At 49.9% G+C, this 23,361-nt stretch carries 22 protein-coding genes; 8 read left to right on the forward strand and 14 right to left on the reverse strand.

Annotated elements, in window-relative coordinates; translation table 11 throughout:
* Positions 1 to 15: 15 nt before the first annotated feature.
* From EZMO1_RS02405 to EZMO1_RS02415, 3 genes are all read right to left on the reverse strand, one after another.
* Positions 16 to 567: a YggT family protein gene (locus EZMO1_RS02405; RefSeq protein ID WP_034879357.1), complete on the reverse strand. Its 552-nt coding sequence runs from the start codon at positions 565 to 567 to the stop codon at positions 16 to 18.
* 95 nt (positions 568 to 662) lie between these two features.
* The gene (proC, locus tag EZMO1_RS02410; protein ID WP_034879356.1) at positions 663 to 1,505 is read right to left on the reverse strand and encodes a pyrroline-5-carboxylate reductase; all 843 of its coding nucleotides are present in this window, start codon (positions 1,503 to 1,505) and stop codon (positions 663 to 665) included.
* 8 nt (positions 1,506 to 1,513) lie between these two features.
* On the reverse strand, positions 1,514 to 2,221 hold the full coding sequence (locus tag EZMO1_RS02415; RefSeq protein ID WP_034879355.1) for a YggS family pyridoxal phosphate-dependent enzyme: 708 nt from the start codon (positions 2,219 to 2,221) through the stop codon (positions 1,514 to 1,516).
* A gap of 68 nt (positions 2,222 to 2,289) precedes the next feature.
* Here EZMO1_RS02415 and EZMO1_RS02420 point away from each other — a divergent pair, with 68 nt between their 5' ends.
* On the forward strand, positions 2,290 to 3,324 hold the full coding sequence (locus tag EZMO1_RS02420; RefSeq protein WP_034879354.1) for a type IV pilus twitching motility protein PilT: 1,035 nt from the start codon (positions 2,290 to 2,292) through the stop codon (positions 3,322 to 3,324).
* A 637-nt stretch (positions 3,325 to 3,961) separates the two neighbouring features.
* Here the strand turns inward: EZMO1_RS02420 and EZMO1_RS02425 are convergent.
* The 9 genes from EZMO1_RS02425 to rsgA all read right to left on the reverse strand — a co-directional run bounded on the left by EZMO1_RS02425 (position 3,962) and on the right by rsgA (position 11,796).
* Positions 3,962 to 4,837, reverse strand: coding sequence for a hypothetical protein (locus EZMO1_RS02425; protein WP_034879353.1), 876 nt, complete (start codon positions 4,835 to 4,837; stop codon positions 3,962 to 3,964).
* The gene (ruvX, locus tag EZMO1_RS02430; protein WP_034879352.1) at positions 4,812 to 5,252 is read right to left on the reverse strand and encodes a Holliday junction resolvase RuvX; all 441 of its coding nucleotides are present in this window, start codon (positions 5,250 to 5,252) and stop codon (positions 4,812 to 4,814) included. The genes EZMO1_RS02425 and ruvX overlap by 26 nt, the downstream gene beginning before the upstream one ends.
* Before the next feature lie 16 nt (positions 5,253 to 5,268).
* Positions 5,269 to 5,841 (reverse strand): YqgE/AlgH family protein, encoded by a 573-nt coding sequence (locus tag EZMO1_RS02435; protein ID WP_034879351.1) that lies wholly within the window; start codon positions 5,839 to 5,841, stop codon positions 5,269 to 5,271.
* A gap of 81 nt (positions 5,842 to 5,922) precedes the next feature.
* Positions 5,923 to 6,798 (reverse strand): energy transducer TonB, encoded by an 876-nt coding sequence (locus EZMO1_RS02440; RefSeq protein WP_034879350.1) that lies wholly within the window; start codon positions 6,796 to 6,798, stop codon positions 5,923 to 5,925.
* Positions 6,799 to 6,961: 163 nt separating this feature from the next.
* Positions 6,962 to 7,909, reverse strand: a complete 948-nt coding sequence (gene gshB / locus EZMO1_RS02445) for a glutathione synthase (RefSeq protein WP_034879349.1) — start codon at positions 7,907 to 7,909, stop codon at positions 6,962 to 6,964.
* Between the two features lie 139 nt (positions 7,910 to 8,048).
* Positions 8,049 to 8,654 (reverse strand): lipid-binding SYLF domain-containing protein, encoded by a 606-nt coding sequence (locus EZMO1_RS02450; RefSeq protein WP_051790705.1) that lies wholly within the window; start codon positions 8,652 to 8,654, stop codon positions 8,049 to 8,051.
* A gap of 81 nt (positions 8,655 to 8,735) precedes the next feature.
* Positions 8,736 to 9,779, reverse strand: a complete 1,044-nt coding sequence (gene asd / locus EZMO1_RS02455; RefSeq protein WP_201772244.1) for an archaetidylserine decarboxylase — start codon at positions 9,777 to 9,779, stop codon at positions 8,736 to 8,738.
* Between the two features lie 92 nt (positions 9,780 to 9,871).
* Positions 9,872 to 10,684 carry a sulfurtransferase gene (locus tag EZMO1_RS02460; RefSeq protein WP_034879347.1) on the reverse strand — a complete coding sequence of 271 codons (813 nt, stop codon included), beginning with the start codon at positions 10,682 to 10,684 and terminating at the stop codon, positions 9,872 to 9,874.
* 89 nt (positions 10,685 to 10,773) lie between these two features.
* Positions 10,774 to 11,796 (reverse strand): small ribosomal subunit biogenesis GTPase RsgA, encoded by a 1,023-nt coding sequence (gene rsgA, locus EZMO1_RS02465; RefSeq protein WP_034879346.1) that lies wholly within the window; start codon positions 11,794 to 11,796, stop codon positions 10,774 to 10,776.
* Positions 11,797 to 12,246: 450 nt separating this feature from the next.
* Here rsgA and orn point away from each other — a divergent pair, with 450 nt between their 5' ends.
* Positions 12,247 to 12,789 (forward strand): oligoribonuclease, encoded by a 543-nt coding sequence (gene orn / locus EZMO1_RS02470; protein ID WP_034879345.1) that lies wholly within the window; start codon positions 12,247 to 12,249, stop codon positions 12,787 to 12,789.
* 9 nt (positions 12,790 to 12,798) lie between these two features.
* On the opposite strand, the gene queG is transcribed toward orn, so the two are convergent.
* Positions 12,799 to 13,848, reverse strand: coding sequence for a tRNA epoxyqueuosine(34) reductase QueG (queG, locus tag EZMO1_RS02475; RefSeq protein WP_034879499.1), 1,050 nt, complete (start codon positions 13,846 to 13,848; stop codon positions 12,799 to 12,801).
* Between the two features lie 158 nt (positions 13,849 to 14,006).
* On the opposite strand from queG, the gene EZMO1_RS02480 reads away from it, so the two are divergent.
* The 4 genes from EZMO1_RS02480 (at position 14,007) to mutL (ending at position 19,612) form a co-directional block, all read left to right on the forward strand.
* Positions 14,007 to 15,539 carry a bifunctional ADP-dependent NAD(P)H-hydrate dehydratase/NAD(P)H-hydrate epimerase gene (locus tag EZMO1_RS02480; RefSeq protein WP_034879344.1) on the forward strand — a complete coding sequence of 511 codons (1,533 nt, stop codon included), beginning with the start codon at positions 14,007 to 14,009 and terminating at the stop codon, positions 15,537 to 15,539.
* Positions 15,532 to 16,080: a tRNA (adenosine(37)-N6)-threonylcarbamoyltransferase complex ATPase subunit type 1 TsaE gene (gene tsaE, locus EZMO1_RS02485; RefSeq protein WP_269077898.1), complete on the forward strand. Its 549-nt coding sequence runs from the start codon at positions 15,532 to 15,534 to the stop codon at positions 16,078 to 16,080. Before EZMO1_RS02480 ends, tsaE begins: the two co-directional genes overlap by 8 nt.
* Entirely contained in the window at positions 16,071 to 17,498 is a 1,428-nt protein-coding gene (locus EZMO1_RS02490; protein WP_086936375.1) for an N-acetylmuramoyl-L-alanine amidase, read from the forward strand. The genes tsaE and EZMO1_RS02490 overlap by 10 nt, the downstream gene beginning before the upstream one ends.
* Positions 17,499 to 17,650: 152 nt before the next feature.
* Entirely contained in the window at positions 17,651 to 19,612 is a 1,962-nt protein-coding gene (mutL, locus tag EZMO1_RS02495; protein WP_034879343.1) for a DNA mismatch repair endonuclease MutL, read from the forward strand.
* Between the two features lie 104 nt (positions 19,613 to 19,716).
* On the opposite strand, the gene EZMO1_RS02500 is transcribed toward mutL, so the two are convergent.
* A complete protein-coding gene (locus tag EZMO1_RS02500) occupies positions 19,717 to 21,381 on the reverse strand; it encodes a helix-loop-helix domain-containing protein (protein WP_034879342.1) in 1,665 nt (554 codons plus the stop codon).
* Between the two features lie 328 nt (positions 21,382 to 21,709).
* Between EZMO1_RS02500 and EZMO1_RS02505 the strand changes: the two genes are divergently transcribed.
* Both EZMO1_RS02505 and miaA read left to right on the forward strand, forming a co-directional pair.
* A complete protein-coding gene (locus tag EZMO1_RS02505) occupies positions 21,710 to 22,291 on the forward strand; it encodes an SRPBCC family protein (protein ID WP_034879341.1) in 582 nt (193 codons plus the stop codon).
* A gap of 100 nt (positions 22,292 to 22,391) precedes the next feature.
* Positions 22,392 to 23,351, forward strand: a complete 960-nt coding sequence (miaA, locus tag EZMO1_RS02510) for a tRNA (adenosine(37)-N6)-dimethylallyltransferase MiaA (protein WP_034879340.1) — start codon at positions 22,392 to 22,394, stop codon at positions 23,349 to 23,351.
* The last annotated feature ends 10 nt before the right edge of the window (positions 23,352 to 23,361 follow it).

Consider the following 23,361-nt stretch of genomic DNA (forward strand, 5'->3'; position numbering starts at 1 on the left):
AACAGCCGGACGAGATTAAAGAGCAGCGATAAAGTTTTTCAGGGTAATAATGATCAGAACCAGCACCATCAGGGAGAAATCCAGACCGCCCATGGGAGGAATGATTTTACGGATTCGGCTGGACATAGGTTCGGTAATCTGGTGCAGCAGCATCAGGCCGGGGTTGTAACTACCCGGTGCGACCCAGCTGGCAATGGCAATGATAATCAGGCTGAACATGTAAATGTTTAGAACTTCCGTCGCCAGTTCTTTCAGGCTGAGAAGCAGAACGGCAGGAAGCGGTATACCGGCCAGGGCAAAACCTTTCAGCATAAACAGCACGTAGAACAGACCCACCTGCAATGCAAATGCGAGCACCAGAGAGGCGATGTCCATCCCTCCTACGCCGGGAATGACCTTGCGCAACGGGTTTAACAGAGGGGCGGTGATCTTAACAATGGCCTGAGAAACAGGGTTGTAAAAATCGGCACGAACCAGCTGCAAAATAAACCGCAGCAACACCGCCATGATATACAGGCCACCCAGTGCCTGAATCAGAAACGCCAGGCTGGAAGAGAGTGCTGACATAAAAATCCTTCAAATAAATAGCAAATCATAATGTAATAGTTATGTTGTTACAGGTCATTATTCAACCCCCTGGCCAGGCTGTATTGACTGAAAAATTAATCAGCCAGTTGTCGGGTCATCTCTGCTGCACGGTCAGAGGCCGCCTTCATGGCCTGTTCAACCAGCTGTTCCAGACCACCTGCCTGAAAGGTTTTGATCGCCTGCTCGGTGGTGCCGCCGGGCGAGGTGACCCGTCGGCGCAGCTCTTTTGCATCAACATCACTATAAACAGCCATCTTCGCAGCCCCGAGGGCAGTCTGCAAGGTGAGTTGTTTCGCGGTTTCCTGATCGAGGCCGAGTTTGACGCCCATTTCTGTCATGGCTTCCATAAACAGGAAGTAGTACGCCGGGCCACTGCCGGAAATGGCAATGACGGTGTCAATCCGGGCTTCATCCTGTACCCAGAGTACGATACCAACCGCTTTAAAAATGGTGTCGGTGATGGATCTCTGTGATTCATTAACCAGCTCATTGGCAAACAGCCCGCTGGCACCACTGCGCAACAGAGACGGGGTGTTTGGCATACTGCGGACAATGGGTAAACCCGAACCTCCCCACTTCTGCAGGCTGGCAAGATCAATACCGGCTGCTACAGAGATCAGCAGAGGTTTGGTTTCCTGCAGAGTTGGGGCAAGATCCAGCAGTACGGTTTTCATGACTTGTGGCTTAACGCAAAGCACGACAATGTCAGACTGTTCAACGGCCTGATGATTATCGTCGGTTACCTGAATGCCAAAGCGATGGCTAACGCTATTGCGTGTTTCTTCACTTCGTGCGGTTGCCGTAATGCTGTCTTTTGCCCAACCGTTGTCAATCAGGCCACCGATAATGCTGGAGGCCATGTTCCCGGCACCGATAAAGGCAATGCTTTGCTGGCTTGCTGTAATTGGTTCACTCATTGTTCCTGTTACCTGCTTTGCTGATTGGAATAGGTTCTGGCACCGAACAGGGCGGTACCAATTCTTACCATTGTTGAGCCTTCCTCTATCGCGGCTTCAAGGTCGTCCGTCATGCCCATGGACAGGGTGTCCATGTTAAGACCGAGTGTCTGATTTATAGTTTCAAGCGCCTGCTTCATGGCTCGCAGAGGAATGCGCTGCTGCTCTTTGTCTGGTGCCGGAGCCGGAATAGCCATCAGCCCGCGAAGGGAAAGATTAGGCAGCTCAGCCACGGCTTTTGCCAGTGCTTCCAGATTGTCCAGTGTGACGCCGGACTTGGACGCTTCGCCACTGATATTAACCTGTAAGCAGATATTCAGCGGTGGCAGTTCGTCAGGACGCTGATCATTCAAACGTTTCGCGATTTTTAGTCGGTCAACGCTGTGAACCCAGTGGAAGTGGCTGGCGATATCGCGGGTTTTGTTGGATTGAATGGGACCAATGAAGTGCCAGACAATGTCGTGAATATCAGACAGGGCATCAATTTTGACCAGTGCTTCCTGCAGATAACTTTCACCGAACTCGCGCTGACCCAGTTCACAGGCTTCACGCACCATTTCGGCGGGTTTGGTTTTGCTGACGGCCAGAAGTTTGACCTCGCCTTCTCGTTGACAGGCACTTTCTGCTTTATGGATTCGGTCAAAAACCTGTTCAAAGTGGCTTTTTAATAATGTCATCTGGCTGTAGAGTATTAGAAAAAATAAGAACAAGCATTTTACTGCTTCCGGAGTTCAGGGGGAACTTCATGGATATCACCGAGCTACTGGCATTCAGCTTCAAGCAGGGGGCATCGGATTTACACCTCTCTGCCGGGCTCCCACCCATGATTCGTATGGATGGTGATGTACGACGGATTAACCTGCCACCCATGGATCATAAACAGGTGCATGGCCTGATTTATGACATTATGAACGATAAGCAACGGCGTGATTATGAAGAGTGCCTGCAGGCAGACTTTTCATTTGAAGTCCCGGGTGTTTCACGTTTTCGTGTGAATGCCTTTAACCAGTCCCGGGGGGCTGGCGCAGTTTTTCGTACTATTCCCAGTAAAGTGTTGTCGATGGATGATCTGGGTATGGGGCAGGTGTTTAAAGACATCTCCATGAAACCCAGAGGTCTGGCCCTGGTGACCGGGCCGACCGGTTCCGGTAAATCGACGACGCTGGCAGCGATGCTCGATTACATTAACGATACCCGCTATGACCATATCCTTACCATCGAAGACCCTATCGAATTTGTTCACGAATCCAAGAAATGCCTGGTGAATCAGCGTGAAGTGCATCGTGATACCCGCAGTTTCAGTGATGCGTTGCGTGCTGCACTGCGTGAAGATCCGGATATTATTCTGGTGGGTGAAATGCGCGATCTGGAAACCATACGTCTTGCCCTGACTGCTGCAGAAACAGGCCATATGGTGTTTGGCACCTTGCATACGACATCTGCCGCTAAAACAGTAGACCGGGTGATCGATGTGTTCCCCGCTGAAGAAAAGGCGATGGTGCGTTCCATGTTGTCCGAATCGTTGCAGGCGGTTGTTTCTCAGACCCTGATCAAGAAAAACGGTGGGGGACGTGTAGCAGTCCATGAAATCATGATTGGTACACCGGCTATTCGTAACCTGATCCGTGAAGATAAAGTGGCCCAGATGTACTCGGCGATACAGACCGGTAATGCCATTGGTATGCAGACACTGGATCAATGTTTGAAAGATATGGTCAACAGGGGAGTGATTTCCCACGACATCGCCAGGGAAAAAGCCAAGGATCCGGAGAGTTTTTAGCATTTTCGACGTAAGCCTCCCTACTTTGAGTAGGGAGATATAAGTCGGGAGTCCGCAAGGACTCCGGTTGAGATTTTGACATAGCTCTTATCGTACTCTATGCTGCTCTTGGCTTTTAATTGGCTGTTATCGAAAACCAAGTGACAACCAATGTTAGAAAGCCCAGAATTTAAAATTAAACCGGAAGGACTGTCCGGTTCTGCTGATGGAGGCTTCTGTGTAAGTCCAGTCGTTATAGACTGGCTGTAGCCCTTGAAGTCAGAAGCCCCCTACTTCAGTTGGGGGAGCAGTCACCAAGAAGAGTTGGTATCATACCAATTGCGTCTTCTAAACATGAATTGCGCAGCCAATCCAAACCGCTGGTTCTGCGTCAGAACTCCTCGCAATAGCCAGCTATTATACCAATCGCAATAATTAGCTATTCTATTGCGCTGCCTTTTCAGCCGGTTATTCTGCGTTGGCATTCGTCGCCATAGCTACGGCTATGGCTTCTCACGCCGCCTTGCCTAACCGGCTGAAAAGGCATGCTCATAACGAAGCTAATTATTTTGATTGGTATTACTCGTCGTTATTCCTTGCCCAGCGATTTGGATTGGTTTGCTCATGGTCATATTTAGAAAACGGAATTGGTATCAGTTCAGTCTGTAGCACGAGGGTGTTTATTGGATTTAGTGCATTCTGCTGTGTATGCCGCTTGCAAGTCTTCCAACTGTTTGCGGTTCAGTATCAGGTTTTTACCACGCGCATCAACCAGATCGGCAAGGCAGGTTTGCTGTTTTGAGTGCTCTTTTTCCTGCTCCAGAGAAATGCCCGTCAGGCGAACTTCCATTAATTTTCCATGACCGTTAAGGTTAATGATTTTGGTAAATTCTCCAACGCAGCATATTGCACAGTCGGGCAGGTCGCCGTAGCTTTTTGCCTGTTGTTTTTCGGAAACTCCAAGTGTAACCAGCTCATAAGGTGTCATGTAACGTGTCACGCTGACTTTGTCAGGAGCTACTATGTGCAAATCGGTAATGCCGCCAGAGCACCGGTCCCCGCCACTGAAGCTTTGAACCAGTTCCAGATTGGCAGAACGTTTTTTTCCCGCAAGGGCTTCATCCAGAACAGGAAAAGAATCTAAATCCAGCCCTTTAAATAGAAAACCAAAAGTAAATGTACCTGATCCCCCATAATTTACGACGTATTTAACCAGAACCTGCTCGTTTTCCATTTGTCCGATCAGGTTGTAGGCAGCAAAGGCAGGCAGGACTTCCGTTTCTTCTTCTCTGGTGCCGGTCGTAATGCTGGTGGCATTAAAGGAGGCTAACCACGGACTTTTCTGGTCAACAGGCAAGTGTGCGTATTTTTTCTGGCAGGCACGCAGATCGAGTGATGTCATGGTTCTGATGCCACTCCCTCGTTCAAGTTCGGCAAAGCGATCAAGACAGAGGGGGTGCAGTGCATCAGCCAGTGCAGAGTTTGAAAGTAAAAATAACAGGGTTGTACTAAATAATCTGGTTATTCTCATCATTCATCCAGCCTTCCAGAATAATCTGAGCAGCCATTCCATCGACAGGGTTTGAACCGTAATGTTTACTGTGACCCAGTTTATCAGCCCAGTCTTTGGCTTCAAATGATGAGAGTCGCTCATCCGCCTCGAAAAAGGGGAGGTTAAAACGACCATGCAGACGCTTGCCAAATTTTCTTGCCCTGAGTGACATCTGTGATTCGGTGCCGTCCATATTCAGGGGAATGCCTACGACAACGGCATCGGGTTGCCACTCATTGATCAACTCCTCAACTTTGTTCCAGTCTGGAATACCGTCGCGGGCTTTCAGTTGTGGCAGTGCAGTGGCGGTTCGGGTGATGGCCTGACCGACAGCAACGCCGATGTTTTTGGTGCCGAAGTCGAAGCCAAGGATGGTTTTAACAGATGGTGATGTCATAGAACTCAAAAGTATGTCAGGCGTGTCCGACCTGACCGGACAGTAAATGCAAATTCACCCCCAGTGAGGATGCCGCTGCTGTAAGGCGCTGCTCGCAAGGAGTTGTGAAAATAATGGAGGGTCGGGCTGTACAGGTCAACCAGGTGTTTTCTGCCATCTCCTGTTCAAGCTGACCGGCTCCCCAACCGGCATAACCCAGGGCGACCAACGCATGGGAAGGCCCTTCATTGTTTGCCATGGCGACCAGAATATCCTTGGATGTGGTGAGGTTCAGCCCCTCTCCAACATTGAGACTGGACTCCCAGGGTCGGTCATTGGTATGAAGCACAAAGCCTCTTTCTGAGGCAACCGGTCCGCCAGCGTAAACGGCACTCTGACTCTGGGCCCAGGCATCCGGCGGCTCTATGCCCACCTGACGAAAAATTTCCCCAAGGGTGAGGTCGGTGGGCCGGTTGATGACCACTCCCAGCGCTCCGTCCTGACTGTGTTCGCAGATAAGCGTCAGTGTTTCGGCAAACGACGGGTCTGCCATCTGGGGCGTAGCGATCAGAAAGTGATTTTTGAGACTTTGGAAGCTTGGCGTTCTCATGGAGGCAGTATCGGGTGAAACTCGCCTGTTGGCAACTTTTCCGCACCAATTTGCAGCCCTCAACAAGATCGTGAGCAGTTTCTAATTACTGAATAAACGATCGCCTCGCTCAAAGCGCCAGGTTCGTATGATTTCGACACGATCATAATCTCTGAGGTCATTGCCAAAAGGCGCATAAGGGGCAGCCAGTTTGACGATTCGAATGGCAGCATCGTCGAGAATGGCAGAGCCTGAAGACTCCATCAGTTCAACATCGTGCAGTGTTCCGTCCCTGTTGATAGCCACCATCAGGCGCAGTTCGCCATAGAGTTTTTCCCTTCGCGCCTGCGGTGGATAATTCATATTACCCACCCGCTCAACCTTGCGACGCCAGGTTTCTTTGTAATAAGCACCGGGCTCCTGCATGGTTGAAGCGGCGGTCAGGCGTTTGATTCTCGGGCGCTTGGCGTACTCCTGACGCTGCTGGCTAAGCTGGGCTTCAAGGCTGGAAATTTCCTGTCTGAGGTCAATTCGTTTGCGGGGTTTAACCTGCTCAGGTGTATCCGGTGTGGGCTTTTTGTTTTCAACCTTGTCAGGGGTTTTCTGCTCGACTTCGGCGCGGGTGGCAATTTTGGCGGTCTGGGGCTGCTCCTGTTTAGGCGCTGTTTCTTCCCGGGTTTCCAGTACCACTTCGTTAATCTGGTTAGACTGGAACTCCGCCTTCTGGTCGGTCCGTGGTCTGGCTTTTTCTTCCAGCGTGCCACTGCCCTGCTGATGAAACTGGGCGATATAATCCGCTTCTTCGGGCTTTTCCTGACTTTTATAGGTGGCGAGCGTGACTTCCAGAGTTTTTGGCGGCGCAGGCATTTCCTGCAGTCCAAATGAAATGCCCAATACAACCGCTGCATGAATGGCGGTTGCCATGAAAACGGTGAAACCGAAGCGGTCAGCTGAAGAAACGCTGGTCATGGTGGACATTGACAGTCTTGTATCATTCCTTAACGTGGGTATTGATGACATTGTCTTGAATGTCACCATGGCTGGCAAGTGGGCAGGCGGATTATCTTGTTATCTTTGTGTTGTCATGACAGTGGATTTCCGGGAGCTTTTGCGATTTCTCCCGGATGTTACTGTCATGTCGTCAGGAAAGTTTTTCTTCAATTTTGTCCATCAACCTATCGCCGATGCTGATGCCAAACTGATCATCGAGCTGACGGATGCAGGTGGGGGACGTGACATTAATCTCGGTCAGGTAATCGCCAATGATATCCAGCCCGACAAACAGCAGGCCTTTCTCTTTAAGCGTTGGAGCGACTTGTTCTGCTATCCAGCGATCCCGGTCGCTTAACTCCTGTCCGACACCGCTGCCGCCAGCAGCCAGATTGCCCCGCAGTTCGCCTTCTGCGGGAATGCGTGCCAGGGCATAAGGTACAGGCTCGCCATCAATCAGCAGAACGCGTTTATCACCCTGAACAATCTCGGGGATGTACTTCTGAATCATAGCCTGTGATGTGCCGTGTTGAGTCAGGGTTTCAAGAATAACGCTGAAGTTCGGGTCTTTCGGGTTGGTGCGGAAAATAGACGACCCGCCCATGCCATCCAGTGGTTTCAGTACCACGTCACCGTGTTCTTCGGCAAACTCTCGTAACAGGCGTGCACTGCGAGCAACCATGACCGGAGGTGTGCACTGTGGAAACAGCGTCGCAAACATTTTTTCATTACAGTCGCGAATGCTCTGAGGCTTATTAACCACCAGAGTACCGGCAGCTTCTGCCTGCTCAAGCAGGTAGGTGCTGTAGATGAACTCCATATCAAACGGTGGATCTTTACGCATCAGAATCACATTCAGCGAGTCCAGAGGCAGCTCCTGACGCTCTCCAAGGGTAAACCAGTCATTAGCGTCATAACGAACATCTAATGAGCGCATGCTGCCACTGGCAACCCCTTCTTTCTGGTAAAGGTCGTGCTGCTCCATATAAAACAGTTGCCAGCCCCGCTTCTGCGCAGCCAGCAGCATCGCCAGAGAACTGTCTTTTTTAAATTCGATGGACTCGATCGGGTCCATGACTATGCCGAGCTTAAAGGTCATGTTGATACCGGGTTAACGCACAGAATAAAAGCGGCTAATCGAACGCTGATCAGCCTGCAAACTATATGGGGGAATTGTACTAGATTTCAAGAAAGGTCAAAGCAGCGGGTGGATTCACCCGCATTGGGTAGGTTTGGTATCAGTTCAGATCTTTATCAACCCAGTATTTAGTGCCCTGTAGTGTTGCCTGGGCAACCAGACCGTTTTCAGTAAACTGGTAAAAGGTAATGCCCAAATCGGTGTTTACTGTGCCGCTTATCAGTTCACCGCCTTTATCGCCGGACTTGATGGCGGCATCCGCTTGACCGGTGAAGTCCCAGCCATTTTTAATAAAATCTTCCAGTGTCTTGTGTTTATCAAACACGATGACAGCCCTGAAGTCTTTTATACCTAAGCCAATGCCCAGACCGGCGCTGGCCATGCGCATGTAAGTATCCTTGCCGGACTGGTTATCATGAACAACGCCGTAACCGGCACCGGCACTGAGCAGGATCAGGTTACTGTTCACGTTGCTGAAAACGGCATAACCGGCTGCTTCACTGAGCTGTGCTTCGACGCTGGGCTTGTAGTCGTACAGCATTTTCAGAGTTTCTGAACGCATGTCGTTTACATAACCCTGCCGCTCAGCTTTATTTTTTCCCTGAATACCAGAGCAGCCTGAAAGAAGACTGACGGCGACTATAAGGAAAAGAAAGGCGGCTATGGGTTTGGAAAAGAAGGAACGAGTAGCAAACAATGGCTTCATAGGGGAAACTCCGATAAAAACATGCAGGCCTGGTGCCTGCATGTTTTCAGAGTGCCTGTTTTGGAAGCATCAGAGAAAGTATCAAAGCTGGTTTGCAGGGGTTGCCAGAGCCTGACCCATCTTGATTGTAGACTCGGCCTGCCATTGCTCAAGCCAGTCCACTTTATCTTCGCCAAACAGAACAATAGCGGTAGAGCCCAGTTTGAAACGCCCCATTTCCTCGCCGCGTTCAAGTTTGATGCTGGCTGCAGCGGTGTCGTCGTAATCGGTGGTTCGCACTTGTTTTCGATACGGCGTCACCAGACCGGACCAGACGGTTTCAATACTGGCAACATTAATGGCGCCCACCATAATGACAGCCATGGGCCCCTGATCCGTATCAAAAATGCTGACAACCCGTTCGTTACGGGCAAAGAGGTTGGGTACGTTTTCCACAGTGCCTTTGTTCACAGAGAACAAACGACCGGGGACGTGAATCATTTTACGCAATGTGCCCGCGGCAGGCGTATGAATACGATGGTAATCCCTTGGGGACAGATAGATGGTGGCAAATTTGCCGCCCATGAACTCGGTGGCGAGATCCGTATCGCCACCCAACAGTTCGATCAGGCTGTAATCATGGCCTTTGGCCTGAAAAATACGACCATATTCAATGTCACCAATCTGACTGATGGCACCGTCGGCAGGGCTGACAATGGTATCTTCCTGTTCAGGCAGAGGGCGGGCACCTTCTTTTAAAGGACGAGTGAAGAAATCGTTAAAGTGCCTGTAGGACTCCGCATGTTCATCCTGTGCTTCGCTCATGTCCACATCGTAATGTTTGACGATCCAGTTGATCAGGGCATTTTTGAAGACAGGAATTTCGCACTCGACAAAATAATGCACCGCTCTGGAGATAAGGTGATGAGGCAGAATGTACTGGGTCAACGCGAACAGTTTTTCTTTCACTAAGGCTGTCCTGTTATAGGAAGGAGATTGTGATGGACGATTGTAAAGGATGCCTTGGGTTAAAGACAGACTGGCTTTTACCAGCTTTCGTCTGTGAAAGCTGACTCTAGGAGGCTGTCCGAGAATAGACTGCCCTACCGGCAACTGCTCCTGCGTTGCTCTAGCTCCGGCATTCATGCCGTCGTGCGGTCGTAGTAAATTGGTCTAAAAATCCGCTATTTTCTACGATCCTCGCTACGGGCGCTATTCACGGACAGCCTCCTGGACGCCTATTGGGCAATGGGTGTATCGGTCAGGTTGCCCCATTCTGACCAAGAGCCGTCGTAGGCTCTGACCGAGTTAAACCCAAGCACTTTTGCCACCAGATAAGTGAAGCCTGAGCGATGATGAGTCTGACAATGGGTGATAATGTCTTTTTCAGGTGTTATACCCAACTCGGCAAGTGTGTCAGAAAGGTTCTCCCGGATGCGATAATTTCTGGCAGGATCCATGGCAGCTGTCCATTCAAAATTAATGGCACCGGGGATGTGCCCGGCACGCATCGCAAGGACTTTTTCACCCGTATACTCAGCCGGAGAGCGTGCATCCCAGATGGCCGTACTGGCATTTTCCAGATGGGTCAGAATGTAATCTTTTGAAGCAATAACCGAAGGGTCAATCGACAAGGCAACAGGGGTAGGCTCAACCTGACGAGGTTCGCTTTCGGTTTTATGCCCTTCTTTCAGCCAGGCATGAATACCGCCGTTCAGGTAGGAATAGCGCTTGTGCCCGATGACATCCAGCGTCCAGATAAAACGACCTGCCCAGCCACCGCCTTCGTCGTCATAAACCACGATATGCTCATTACCGGTGTAGCCAATCAGTGAAAACAGGTTTTCCAATTGTTTTTGTGGTGGCAGCTTTCCGGTGGCCGGTGGTGTACCGACTACCAGATGCTGAGGTGCGACATTGATTGCACCGGGAACATGCACCTGTGCGTAAAGCTGCGGGTTGCACAGGTCAATGATTAACAGGTTACTGTCATCAAGGAGGCTTTCGAGCTCCGTTGGCTCCAGTACCAGTGGTAAAGTTGTTTGAGTCATTCTGCTTCCAACTGATCGTCGTGGATCTACGCATTATAGGTACTTGTCGCAGTGGTTAGAAGTTGGAGCGGAAAATCAAAGCAAAATCGTCAGGGCTGTTGCTGGGATGCCAGAATTTGTCGGTAGCTGAATAATCGCTCTTCGGTTATGTCACCTTCTTCAAGGGCTTTGTGAATCGCACAGCCCGGCTCCTGTTCGTGTTTGCAGTCCCTGAACTTGCAGTATCCCAGAAATGGACGGAATTCTCTGAACCCCTGAATAACTTCTTCCGGGGAAATGTGCCACAGACCAAACTCGCGAATGCCCGGGGAGTCAATCAGGGTACCTCCTGCCGGGAAGTGAAACAGCTTGGCAGCCGTGGTGGTGTGCATACCTTTACCGGTGGCTTCTGACAGCTCGCCGACGAGCGTATTTATACCTGGCAGAAGCACGTTCACCAGTGACGATTTTCCGACACCGCTTTGTCCCACAAAAACGCTGGTATGTTCATCCAGCAGGTCTTTCAGTTCGTCCAGCCCGTGATCGGAACGGGTGGACGCAGTCAGGATGCGATAGCCAATCTCCTGATAGATCGAGAGCATATCGATCATCATCTCCATGCCTTCGTCATCCAGCAGATCGATCTTGTTCAGCAGAATAACAGGTTCGATCCCGACGGTTTCTGCTGCGATCAGGTAGCGATCGATCAGGTTCAGGTGGGGAACGGGCACAGGTGCAATCACCAGCACAATGTAATCGATATTGGCTGCGACCGGTTTGATACGGCCGTGATTATCAGGACGGGTGAGCAGGCTGGATCGATCATCCAGAGCCACGACGACGCCAGTATCGTCTTTGTTGGAGGGTCGCCAGATGACCTTGTCGCCGGTGACCAGAGGAGGAAGGTTGCGACGAAGGTGGCAGCGACGAGGCTGTCCGGGGTTGCCTTCGGACTCGATATCCAGTGTGGCACCGTAATGGGCCGTGACCAGACCTTCCTGTTCAGGACCCAGATCTTCGCTCTGCAGCTCTTCTTCGATCTTGCTTTCCCGCTTGCGAGCCCGTGCTACACGCTCTTCCTGAATTTTCTGGATGCGCCAGCTTTGTCTGCGCGTTAGTTTGCGCTTACTCATGATATCTCTTAAGGTTCATAATGAAAGAATGCTTTGGTTTAGGAGGCTGTCCGAAAATAGGTTGCCCTGCTGCGGTGGCAGCAAATTGGTCTGAAAAAACGCTTTTGTTCGTCAAATAGCTCGCTATTCTCCTTACAAAACCGCTTTTTCATCCTCAATTTTCTGCCATCCTCGCTACGGGCGCTATTCTCGGACAGCCTCCTAGTCTCCACTGAGCTCAGAAATGTCGATTCTTCAACTCGCAGAGAATTTACCGATACCTTTGGTATCTACGATGTTGTTTTCAACGATGTTATTTAAGCGACGTCATTTCAAGGACATCATTTCAACGACATAGTATGAAGGTGTAGACTTAATATGCCAGCAGAAGTGCATAATTGCTGTACTTTTTTGACCATGCATGTCTTACCATACTGGCGCTTGTAACTCTACTTAACTACCGGGTGTTTGATGGCAAAAGCAGATAATCTGATCTGGATCGATCTGGAAATGACAGGTCTTGAACCTGAGACCGATCGAATCCTAGAGATCGCCACTATTGTGACTGACGGTCAGCTTAATCAGATTGCTGAAGGTCCTGTTATTGCAATCCATGAGAGTGATGACGTACTCAACAATATGAATGAGTGGTGCATCAAAACCCATGGTCAATCCGGGCTGACCGAACGGGTGCGCCAGAGTACGATCTCTCTGGCTGAAGCCGAACAGAGAACTCTGGATTTTCTGAAAGGTCACATTGAAGCAGGCATTTCCCCGATGTGTGGCAACAGTATTGGTCAGGATCGTCGCTTCCTGCATCGTTATATGCCCCAGCTGCATGATTACTTCCACTACCGCAATATTGATGTCAGCACAGTGAAAGAGCTGGCACGTCGATGGAAGCCTGCCATTATGGATGGCTTCGAGAAGAACGGCACGCATCTGGCACTGGAAGATATTCGCGAGTCTATTGAGGAATTGCGTTACTACCGCCAGTTCTTTATCAACGATTAAGACTCTTTTTTACTTCATATGCTGATCTAAAGCCCACTGCACATGCTCCTGTACCAGTTCTGACGGGTCATTCTCTCTGGTCTTAAGCGCCTGAATCACCTTGTCACTGGCAGGAGCATTGCCCAGCCCAACAGCGATATTACGCAACCAACATTCAAACCCCGCCCGGCGAATAGCTGACCCTGCTGTACGTTCCAGAAACTCTTCCTCAGTCCAGAGAAACAAGTCGGCGAGATCGACCGCGTCCAGCGAGTGCCTCGGACGAAAATCACTTTCCTGAGTAGGTTTGGCAAAGCGATTCCAGGGGCAGGCGAGCTGGCAATCGTCGCAACCAAAAATCCGGTTGCCCATTAGGCTACGTAGCTCAACCGGTATTGACCCGCTGTTCTCGATGGTGAGGTAGGAAATGCATTTGCGGGCATCGACCCGGTAGGGTTCAACAATGGCACCGGTTGGGCATTTGTCCATGCAGGATGAACAGCGTCCGCAATGGTTTTTATCGTAAGGTTCGTCCACTGGTAGAGGCAGGTTGGTAAACAGTTCACCCAGAAAAAAGAACGAGCCCGCCTGCCGGTTGATAATTAACGAATGCTTGCCCATCCAGCCTAGCCCTGCCTGCTGAGCCAGTGGTCGTTCCATCACCGGAGCGCTATCGACGAATGCCCGGTAACCGTGGTCACCTACCGCGCTCTCGATTTTTTTTCCCAGTTGCGTCAGACGTTTGCGAATCAGCTTGTGATAATCACGTCCCAGAGCATAACGGGAAACATAAGCTTTTTCCGGCTCGCCAAGAATTTTAACGGTCTCCGTGTCGGCAGGCAGATAATCCATACGGGCTGAAATAATGCGAATCATGCCCGGATGCAAAGCTTCAGGATTGAAGCGCAGATCCTGATTGCGCTCCATGTAATCCAGATCACCATTAAAACCCATAGCCAACCATTCTTTAAAATGTTGCTGATCCTGTTCAGGCACTTTGCCTTCAGAAATGCCGATGGCCTGAAAGCCGAGTTCCCTTGCCCATTGGCGAATATCTTCAGCCAGTTGGGCAAAATCAATCTTTGCAGAAGCCGGTTCGGTAAAATGCTCGGTAAATTCTGGGTTCGTTGGGTTCTTTGACACGGATTCTTGGGGATATAATCGGTTTAATAACATTTAATGAACCGGATGACTGAATAAGAGTCACGCCGGTTCGAATCAGGTGCGGGGATGTCCGTATGCGCAGTTTACCACAAGAGCTTTACACCGCTGAGCAGGTTCGTCAACTGGACAGACTGGCCATTGAGGGTGTGGCTGAATCCCCGGGTATTGATGGCTTTGAGTTGATGGGGCGAGCGGCAAAGGCTGCATTCAGTCATCTTCTGCATCAATACCCACAGCTAGAAGAGGGTAGCAGTCTTCAGGTATTTTGTGGTGCCGGAAACAACGGCGGTGATGGTTATCTTATGGCTGCACTGGCTCTGGAGCAGAGTATTCCGGTAACGGTAACAGCTCTGAAGAACCCGGATGACCTGACGGGTGATGCCCAAAAAGCCTTTGAATATTGTCGGGACAAAGGTGTCAGGATTGTTCTCTGGCGCAATGATTCGACAATAGCAGGTGACGTGCTGGTGGATGCCATGCTGGGTACCGGACTCAGCGGTGATGTGCGTGGTGATTACCAACTGGCGATAGAACGTCTGAACCTTTCTGAACGCCCTGTTGTTGCTGTTGATATTCCGTCCGGATTAAGTGCCGATACGGGTGCGGTTCTGGGTGATGCGGTGCAGGCCGACAATACGGTCACGTTCATCGGGACGAAACAGGGGCTGTTGACGAGTGAAGGGCCTCGGTTGTGTGGAACATTGCACTTTGCTGACCTGAACGTACCCTCTGTTGTTTATGATCAGCTAGAGCCAGCTTCAATCAGATTGACGCAATCAGCGATGAGGCTTATTCCCACTCCAAGAAAGCGGTCTGCCCATAAAGGCGATTATGGTCATGTTCTGATTGTCGGTGGTAATCATGGCATGCCCGGAGCAGTCATCATGGCTGCTGAAGCCGCTATCAGTTGTGGTGCGGGCAAAGTAACCGTAGCGACAAGACCGGAGCACCTTCTGGCTCTGGCTATTCGCAGACCTGAAGTCATGACAACGGGTGTGAATCACAGGACAGAGCTCCAGAGTATTCTGCACGACAAAACCGTTCTTGTGGTCGGGCCGGGAATCGGAACCGACCAATGGGCGCTTGATCTTGTTGATGAGGCTCTGAATGCGGAGTTACCTCTGGTACTCGATGCTGATGCCCTGAATCTGTTATCGGAGCATTCCCAATTGCGTCGGGCGCGAAAGTTTCCGATGATGCTGACTCCCCATCCGGGAGAAGCGGCACGGTTACTAGAAATGGATACGAGCGCAATTCAGAAAGACCGCTTTGACGCTGTAACCCGGTTGTCTGAACAATACGATGCGTGTGTCGTTTTAAAAGGTGCAGGCAGCCTGATCAGAAATGACGGCAAAACCAGCCTGTGTACTGCCGGAAATCCCGGTATGGCGGTGGCCGGAATGGGGGATGTGCTCAGCGGTGTGCTTGGTGCACTGTTGGCGCAGAAAATACCGATTTATGATGCTGCCAGACTGGGTGTCTGGTTGCATGCCAGTGGTGCAGATGCACTGGCGCAAAGACAGGGTGAAACCGGTTTGCTGGCAACGGATATTATTCCTTTCATCCGGCAGCAACTGAATGATTTAACCGGTTCAGTAGATGGTTGAGGAAGTATTGTCCCGGACGATGCAAGAAAAAGTGATGCAAGAAAAAGCGATTCAGAACAAGGTAAACAACAATCAGATCAACCTGCTGATTGACGATGAAGACGCCATGGTTCAGCTGGGGTCAGCGCTCGCTGAAGCAATGGGAGGCGAAGCGGTTATTTATTTGCAGGGTGATCTGGGCGCGGGCAAAACGACACTCTGCCGGGGGATTCTGAGACATTTTGGTCATCAGGGCGCAGTAAAAAGCCCGACCTATACACTGGTCGAACCCTATAACGTTGATGGACAACTGATTTACCATTTTGACCTGTATCGTCTGGCTGATCCTGAAGAACTGGAGTTTATTGGCGGCCGGGATTATTTTTCCGAAGCCGGACTCTGTCTGATCGAATGGCCCGGCCGTGGCGAAGGGGCTTTGCCAGATGCCGATCTGGAGGTGACGCTGGATTATAATTTACCGGGACGAAAGGCGACGATTGTTGCAGGTACTGTCAGGGGCATCACCATGCTAGCAAGGATGCAGGAGGGTAAATGTCAATAAAGCCAGGGATTATTGGGCAATTACTCAATCGTTTCAATCAGTCAGGCTCTAAACAGAAAGCAATTCCAGACAGCCGACGCCGGTTTATGGCGACAGGGGCCAAACTGGCTCTGGGGCTGTCATTGCTCAAAGCCGAAATCGTTCTGGCGGCCAGTAAAGTCATCAGAGATGTACGACTGTGGCGTTCACCGGATAAAACACGACTGGTGTTTGATGTCTCCGGAGAAGTTGCCCACAACAGTTTTACCCTGAGTAACCCGAACCGACTGGTGATTGATATCAAAGGTGCGACCCGTGGATCTTCTGTTTCTACGCCAAGCCTGAGCAATACACCCGTTAAAAGCATTCGTTACGGTGTTCAGAACAAGAACGACCTGCGGGTGGTTCTGGATTTGAGCGCCCGGGTAAAACCGGAAAGCTTTCTGTTGAAGCCTTATGCCACTTACGGTCATCGTCTGGTGATCGATCTGTTTGATACTGGCACTGCAGCGCCCAAACCTGTGGTGCCACCGGTGGTTGCCAAAGATCGGGATATTGTCATTGCCATCGACCCGGGTCATGGTGGTGAAGACCCGGGTGCTATTGCCCATGGTGGTGGCTATGAAAAAGACATTGTGCTGCAGATTTCCCGCGAGCTTAAAAAGCTGATTGATCGGGAAAAGGGCTTCAAGGCTGTTCTGGTTCGAACCGGGGACTATTACATCCCATTACGCCGACGGACGGAAATTGCCCGAAATGCTGGCGCTGATTTGTTTGTGTCCGTGCATGCTGACGGTTTCACCGATCGTCGTGCCCACGGTGCCTCGGTGTTTGCCCTGTCCCGAACCGGAGCCACTTCTGAAACCGCCCGCTGGCTGGCACAGAAAGAGAACTCTGCGGATCAGATAGGTGGTGAGGGTGGTATATCACTCACCGATAAAGACGATATGCTGGCCAGTGTTCTGCTGGATCTGTCGATGACCTCAACATTGTCTGCCAGTCTGGAAGTGGGCGATAAGGTACTGCGTAACATTGGTGGCATTAACCGTTTGCACAAAGATCAGGTCGAGCAGGCTGGCTTTGTGGTACTGAAGTCGCCGGATATTCCGTCGATTCTGGTGGAAACAGGTTTTATTACCAATCCGGAAGAGAGCCGTAAACTCAAAACCCGCAGCCATCAGCGAGCTATGGCCTTGAAAATTCACAAAGGCCTCAGATCGTACTTCTACAAGAAGCCGCCGGTGGACACTTTGGTAGCCAGGTTAAAACGTGAAGGGCGGATTAATACGCGTCCTGACCAGTATGTGATCCAGGCAGGCGATACGTTGTCAGAGATTGCCCAGCGTTTTGATGTCAGCCTTAACTCTCTCAGGCGTGCCAATCAGATCAGCAGTGCCAGCCGGATTCGAACCGGACAAGTGTTGGTGATTCCCAATTAGCGGCATATAGAATTACCGGATGTAGCTCTCCATTTGGAGGAAGCCTTTGAAGGAAGCCTTTGGAAGCAGCTCTCCGGTAATTGACGCTTTTTTTGCCTTGCCAGTCTGTTATTCTCTGAAGGCTTTGACTTAAATCGGAATGACACTGCTACATGAAACCTATCCGTTTACTGGACAACCGTCTCGCTAACCAGATTGCCGCGGGTGAAGTGGTTGAACGCCCTGCTTCTGTGGTCAAGGAGCTGTTGGAAAACAGTCTGGATGCGGGTGCCAGACGGGTAACGGTGGAGGTGGAAAGTGGTGGTGTAAAACTGATCCGTATTCGGGATGACGGTTATGGCATTGGTCAAAACGACCTTGCATTGGCACTGTCCCGTCATGCCACCAGTAAAATTTCTGAACTGGAAGACCTTGAAGGTGTGGCAACGCTGGGCTTTCGTGGTGAGGCTCTGGCATCGGTCAGTTCTGTCTCACGGCTGACGCTGACGTCCAATGTTGAGGGGCAGGAGTCTGGCTGGCAGGTGCGTACCGAAGGTCGTGATATGGAAGCTATTGTAAACCCCGCTCCGCATCCCATTGGTACAACGCTGGAAGTTAAAGACCTGTTTTTTAACACACCGGCAAGACGTAAATTTCTGCGCACCGAAAAGACCGAGTTTTCTCATCTGGAAGAAGTGGTCAAGCGTCTGGCGCTGTCGCGCTTTGATGTCGGTTTTACGTTGCGACATAACCAGCGCAGCATTCATCAGTTGCGTCCGGCGAATACTCAGGCAGAGAAAGACCGGCGTGTGGCATCGTTATGCAGCCCCAAATTTATTGAAAATGCCGTGATTGTCGATGTGGAAGCGTCGGGGTTGAAACTCTGGGGTTGGGTCGGGCTGCCGACATTCTCCCGATCCAGTGCAGATCTGCAGTATTTTTTCGTCAACGGTCGTGTGATTCGCGACAAACTGGTGGCGCATGCGGTGCGACAGGCTTACCGGGATGTACTTTACGGTGGACGGCATCCGACGTTTGTTCTGTATCTTGAACTTGATCCTTCCATGGTTGACGTCAATGTTCATCCAACCAAACATGAAGTGCGTTTCCGTGACGGGCGAACCGTGCATAACTTTCTGTTCAGCACGTTGCACCGTGCGTTGGGAGAAGTCACGCCGGATACTCAATTGCCCCCATCGACTCTGACGCCTGCACAACCACTGACAACAGGCGTAGAGGCAGGTGAGTTTCAGGGACAGGAAAATATATCGCTGACAACGGCTTCAAAGCCTGCCTCTCAGGCGGCGTTTGCCCCTACAGGTTCATCAACAGGAGCTGGTGGCTTTAACCGAACCATTGAGCGAGCACCAGAATCCGCCCAGATTCAGAAACACCTTCAGGCATACAGCGAGCTTTATTCTACCGCTGCCAGTCCGACAGAAGTGAATACGGCATCCCGATCTGTGGCGGTGGGTGAGACTTCGGCTCCTGAATATGTTCCGGCAACAACGAATGCCAGCAAGACATTGCCCGAGTCGGATACTTCAGGCATGCCGCCACTGGGATTCGCGGTGGCGCAGCTGAAAGGCATTTATATTCTGTCTGAAAATGAGCAGGGAATGGTGCTGGTAGATATGCACGCAGCTCATGAGCGCATTACCTACGAACGTATGAAAGTGGCTTGGCACGCCGATGGTATTAAGGCTCAGCCTTTGCTGATGCCAAAATCCATTGCTGTCAGTGATCGGGAAGCCAATGTTGCTGAAGAATTCAGCGATTACTTTGAAAAGCTGGGACTGGCTTTGGAACGCATGGGGCCGGAAACCTTACTGGTCAGGCAGGTTCCGGTCATGTTGCAAAATGCCGATGTGGAAAAACTGGTACGGGATGTTCTGGCTGATCTGTCTCAGCACGGTGACAGTGATCGGGTCGAGTCCCAGATCAACGAAATTCTTGCCACCATGGCGTGTCACGGCTCCGTAAGAGCCAATCGTCGTTTATCCATTGAAGAAATGAATGCCTTGTTGCGGGATATGGAACAGACGGAACGCAGCGGGCAGTGTAATCACGGACGCCCAACCTGGACTATGCTGACAATGGATCAGCTGGATAAGCTGTTTTTACGGGGACGGTGATCGGGGTAGCCGCCAGCACCCCTGCCTGAGGCTGGCGAAATAACGCTTTCGGGCTGATGTCGTGACAGGGAAATACGTGTGCCACGTTGGCTGAACTGCTGCTGTTATTCAGTATCAGCTTCAGCATCTTCAATGTCTTTAGTTATTTTCTCTAAAATCTCCTCTGCTTTTTGAACTATTGCGATAATAGTCTTTTTGGCGTGTTCATCTGACTCCTTTCTATCAATATCAATATTGAAAAATTTTCTCATTTTGTCTGATGACATATTGATGCTAACTAAAGTATTTATAGTATCGCCATCTATATTTTCTGCAACTTCTGCAACTTCTGTGATGTCTCCGATTCTCAGGGCATCACCCATGTCTACAAGTACTTTCACGAATAATTCCAAGCGGTTGCCATCAAGATGATCTACCCCAAAATACTGAAGAAATAAACCAAGCTCCATTTCAGTTTCTGCCGACATAGGCAAACGATCAGAAGAACTCGTTTTATGGTCAATTTCACCAGATGGGGGAAGCGGCACTGAGATAGGTGCCGGTTTTACGTTATTTGTGCAACGGCGAGAATCGGCCACAAGCCTTGGCGCTTCGGCTTGATAGCACGCTCCTGTCTGCTGAACCTCAGGGTTGGCTGATGCAGGCTCATTGCTAATTTCTAATATACTCGTCAAATAGGCTATATACTCAATCGCTGCACGTAATATGTTATATCTGGAAGTCTTTCCTTCGACGTGGACTGCCTGTTGTAGCACGGTAAAGGCATCTTTTATCTTTGCTTGTCTTGCTCTTTCCTGGGCGGCAATTTCTAATTTTCTTTGACGGTTTCGTTGTTCAATAATAGACTCGACTTCCTCTCTGGTAAGCTGGTTCGAGTCATCAGCCTCGACATCGGACCCTCCGCTTTCGCTTCCGCCAGAGAAAGTGATCATTTTCAACCCATCAGGTAATGTACCAGAATATTTCAGGCGATTCTCATCAAAAATATCCGCTTCAATTAGATAGGGTTTTCCTTTCGGAAGTCTTAATCTTAATATTTTTTTGTTATCTTCTTTGTCGAGATCGGTGCCGGATATAACTATTGCTTCTTCGTCACGAGCGGTTATTATTTTTATGGATTCATTGCGAAGTTTCTCATGCAATTTCATCCAGCTTGGTTTGAACGTAAACATGTCTTCTGTTTTTTTCTTTATGTTATATATCTCGTCGATACGTTTTCTTTGCTGCTGTAAAATGGTTTTCAGATAAAATTCGCTTTGCCGGATTTTTCTCCAGTGTTCGTCGTTATCCAGTCCCGCTGACGTTGTTAAAGGGATGAACGCTAAACTAGCTAAACTAATAGTGCCACCCATAGAAACCCGCAATTGACCGTTTGAAATACCATACAAACCGAAGCTCCGGAAACTATTTTCAGGAACATCTGTGCAAATTATTTTGTGGAGAGTCTCTCCTGTTTCCAGCGTACATTCATCTTTGACTAAAGAATCCTGATTCCACTCCCAGGTATCGCCCCGGATTTCTATGCTGTACGTCCCCCCGCCCTGGACAAGAATGACAAGAGCGGTTTTTGCGTCTGGTATTGTTCCCGGGAGATTGTGATCAGGTACCCTGGGGAGCTTTTCAGTAAGGTCGGTATTAAGATCAAGTGGGGGATTCCAATAAATACCGGTTGATTTTTTGTCGAAAACAAGAAGATCTGTATTGGCAGTATCATGATACCATGCCTTGGCGGCGAGCACGGCTGCCAAGGAGAGTGTTGATGCATGCATTTTCTTATAACTCGTACAAAGCTGCGAAATAAACAGGTGGAAATTTATACAAGGGAGAACAAGAGAGCAGTATTATGAATTGACATGGCTATAAGCATCAGGCCGAATGTAAAGTTACACCGCTTTAAAAACTAACGTTGTAGTGTATTATGAAACTGACCGATTTTGATAATTTTTGAAAATAAACCTGCTACCAATCAAATAGCTAATTTAGATGGACTATTTTTTTTTGCAAGGATCATTTATAGATAATAAAACTTAATGACTAGTATGGTAGAGCATAAAGATTAACAACCCCCCCTCCAAGGCGACATTTGATAGTGATAATATGAAAAAATTCTGGGCATTCCTGCTGTTAATTCTGTTGCTATTAATGCTGTTGCTATTAATGCTGTTGCCACAAAAAAATCCTCGTATTCGATTGCAGTCTCAAGCTTTCATCAATCAACCTGTTTTACAGGTGTGGGAAAAGCTGTCTGACTTATCCCAATTACAGAGCTATCTGCTGTTTGTTGACGACAGTGAAGTCACAAAGCTTCAGAAAAAAGGCGAGGGAACGCAGCGCACGATCTACCTGAAAAACAAACATAACGTACAGGAAGAGGTGATAGAGTGGGATCAGGGGCAAGGGTTTGTTCTTCGGCTCCACAAACCGTCATTTTTTCTCCCGTTCCACGATGTGGAAACCCGTTATCGTATCGAATCAGACGATGAAGCAGGGCTTCGCACTGATTTGGCGGTCACGTTGACGGTTCGTCCCCGTTTTGGGCTGCTGGGGCGCTGGCTGCTGGCACCCTTCATGACAACCCGTTTTCAGCGTTTGCTGGACGATCTGGCTGACGGGTTGAAATATTATTGTGAAACCGGTCTGCCGGTGACAGAACAGACAGTCACCACTTTTCGACAGTAACCGGGAACCTCCGGGGCTGCTATCGGTCAAAGCCACAACTGCCGTTAAGATCGGCTTTCGGTTAAACTCTGGTACCTTTGCATCCGGGCTTAACAAACTCATGGCGACCGATACTTTAAACCCGACTGAACTGCCCCCGGTGATTTGCCTGATGGGGCCCACGGCGTCCGGCAAAACGGATCTGGCGATACGCTTATCCGAGGTACTTCCCTGTGAGTTGATCAGTGTGGATTCTGCACTGGTTTACAAAGGAATGAATATTGGTACGGCGAAGCCTACAGCGGAAGAACTGGCACGAGCCCCGCACCGCCTGATTGATATCAAAGACCCGTCTGAACCCTACTCGGCAGCAATGTTTCGTGAAGATGCCCTGCGTGAAATGGCCGAGATCACGGCTCGTGGGAAAATCCCGCTTCTGGTGGGGGGAACCATGCTGTATTTCAAAATACTGCGTGACGGTATTGCGGAACTGCCTTCTGCTGATCCTCAGGTACGTGAACGTATTTTGCGTGAAGCTGAAGAATCTGGCTGGCCAGAACTGCACAAACGTCTGGAGAGTGTTGATCCCGAAACGGCAGAGCGACTCAAGCCTCGTGATGCTCAGCGTATTCAACGCGCACTAGAGGTGTTTGAAACCACTGGTAAGCCTTTGTCGGTTTGGCATCAGGAGCAGAAAAATCAGCAGTTGCCTTATCGGCTGACCAATCTCGCTATTGCTCCAAAAGAGCGTTCAGTGTTGCATGAGCGCATAAAGATGCGTTTTGAACAGATGATTGAAAGTGAGTTTGAAGCAGAGGTTCGTGGATTATACGCACGGGGCGATCTTGATCCGTCTCTGCCAGCCATTCGTGCGGTTGGGTATCGTCAGATGTGGAGTTATATTGAAGGCGAAACGGGCTTTGATGAAATGATCGAGCGGGGCATTATTGCTACCCGGCAATTAGCCAAAAGACAGCTGACATGGCTGCGTGGCTGGTCGGATATTGACTGGCTCGACAGTTTATCTCCCTCTTTGTTGGATGATGCCTTGAAAGTGCTGAAAAGTGCCCGAATATATTAGATAATTGTTT

The sequence above is a fragment of the Endozoicomonas montiporae CL-33 genome, assembly GCF_001583435.1.
Taxonomy (GTDB): Bacteria; Pseudomonadota; Gammaproteobacteria; order Pseudomonadales; family Endozoicomonadaceae; genus Endozoicomonas_A; species Endozoicomonas_A montiporae.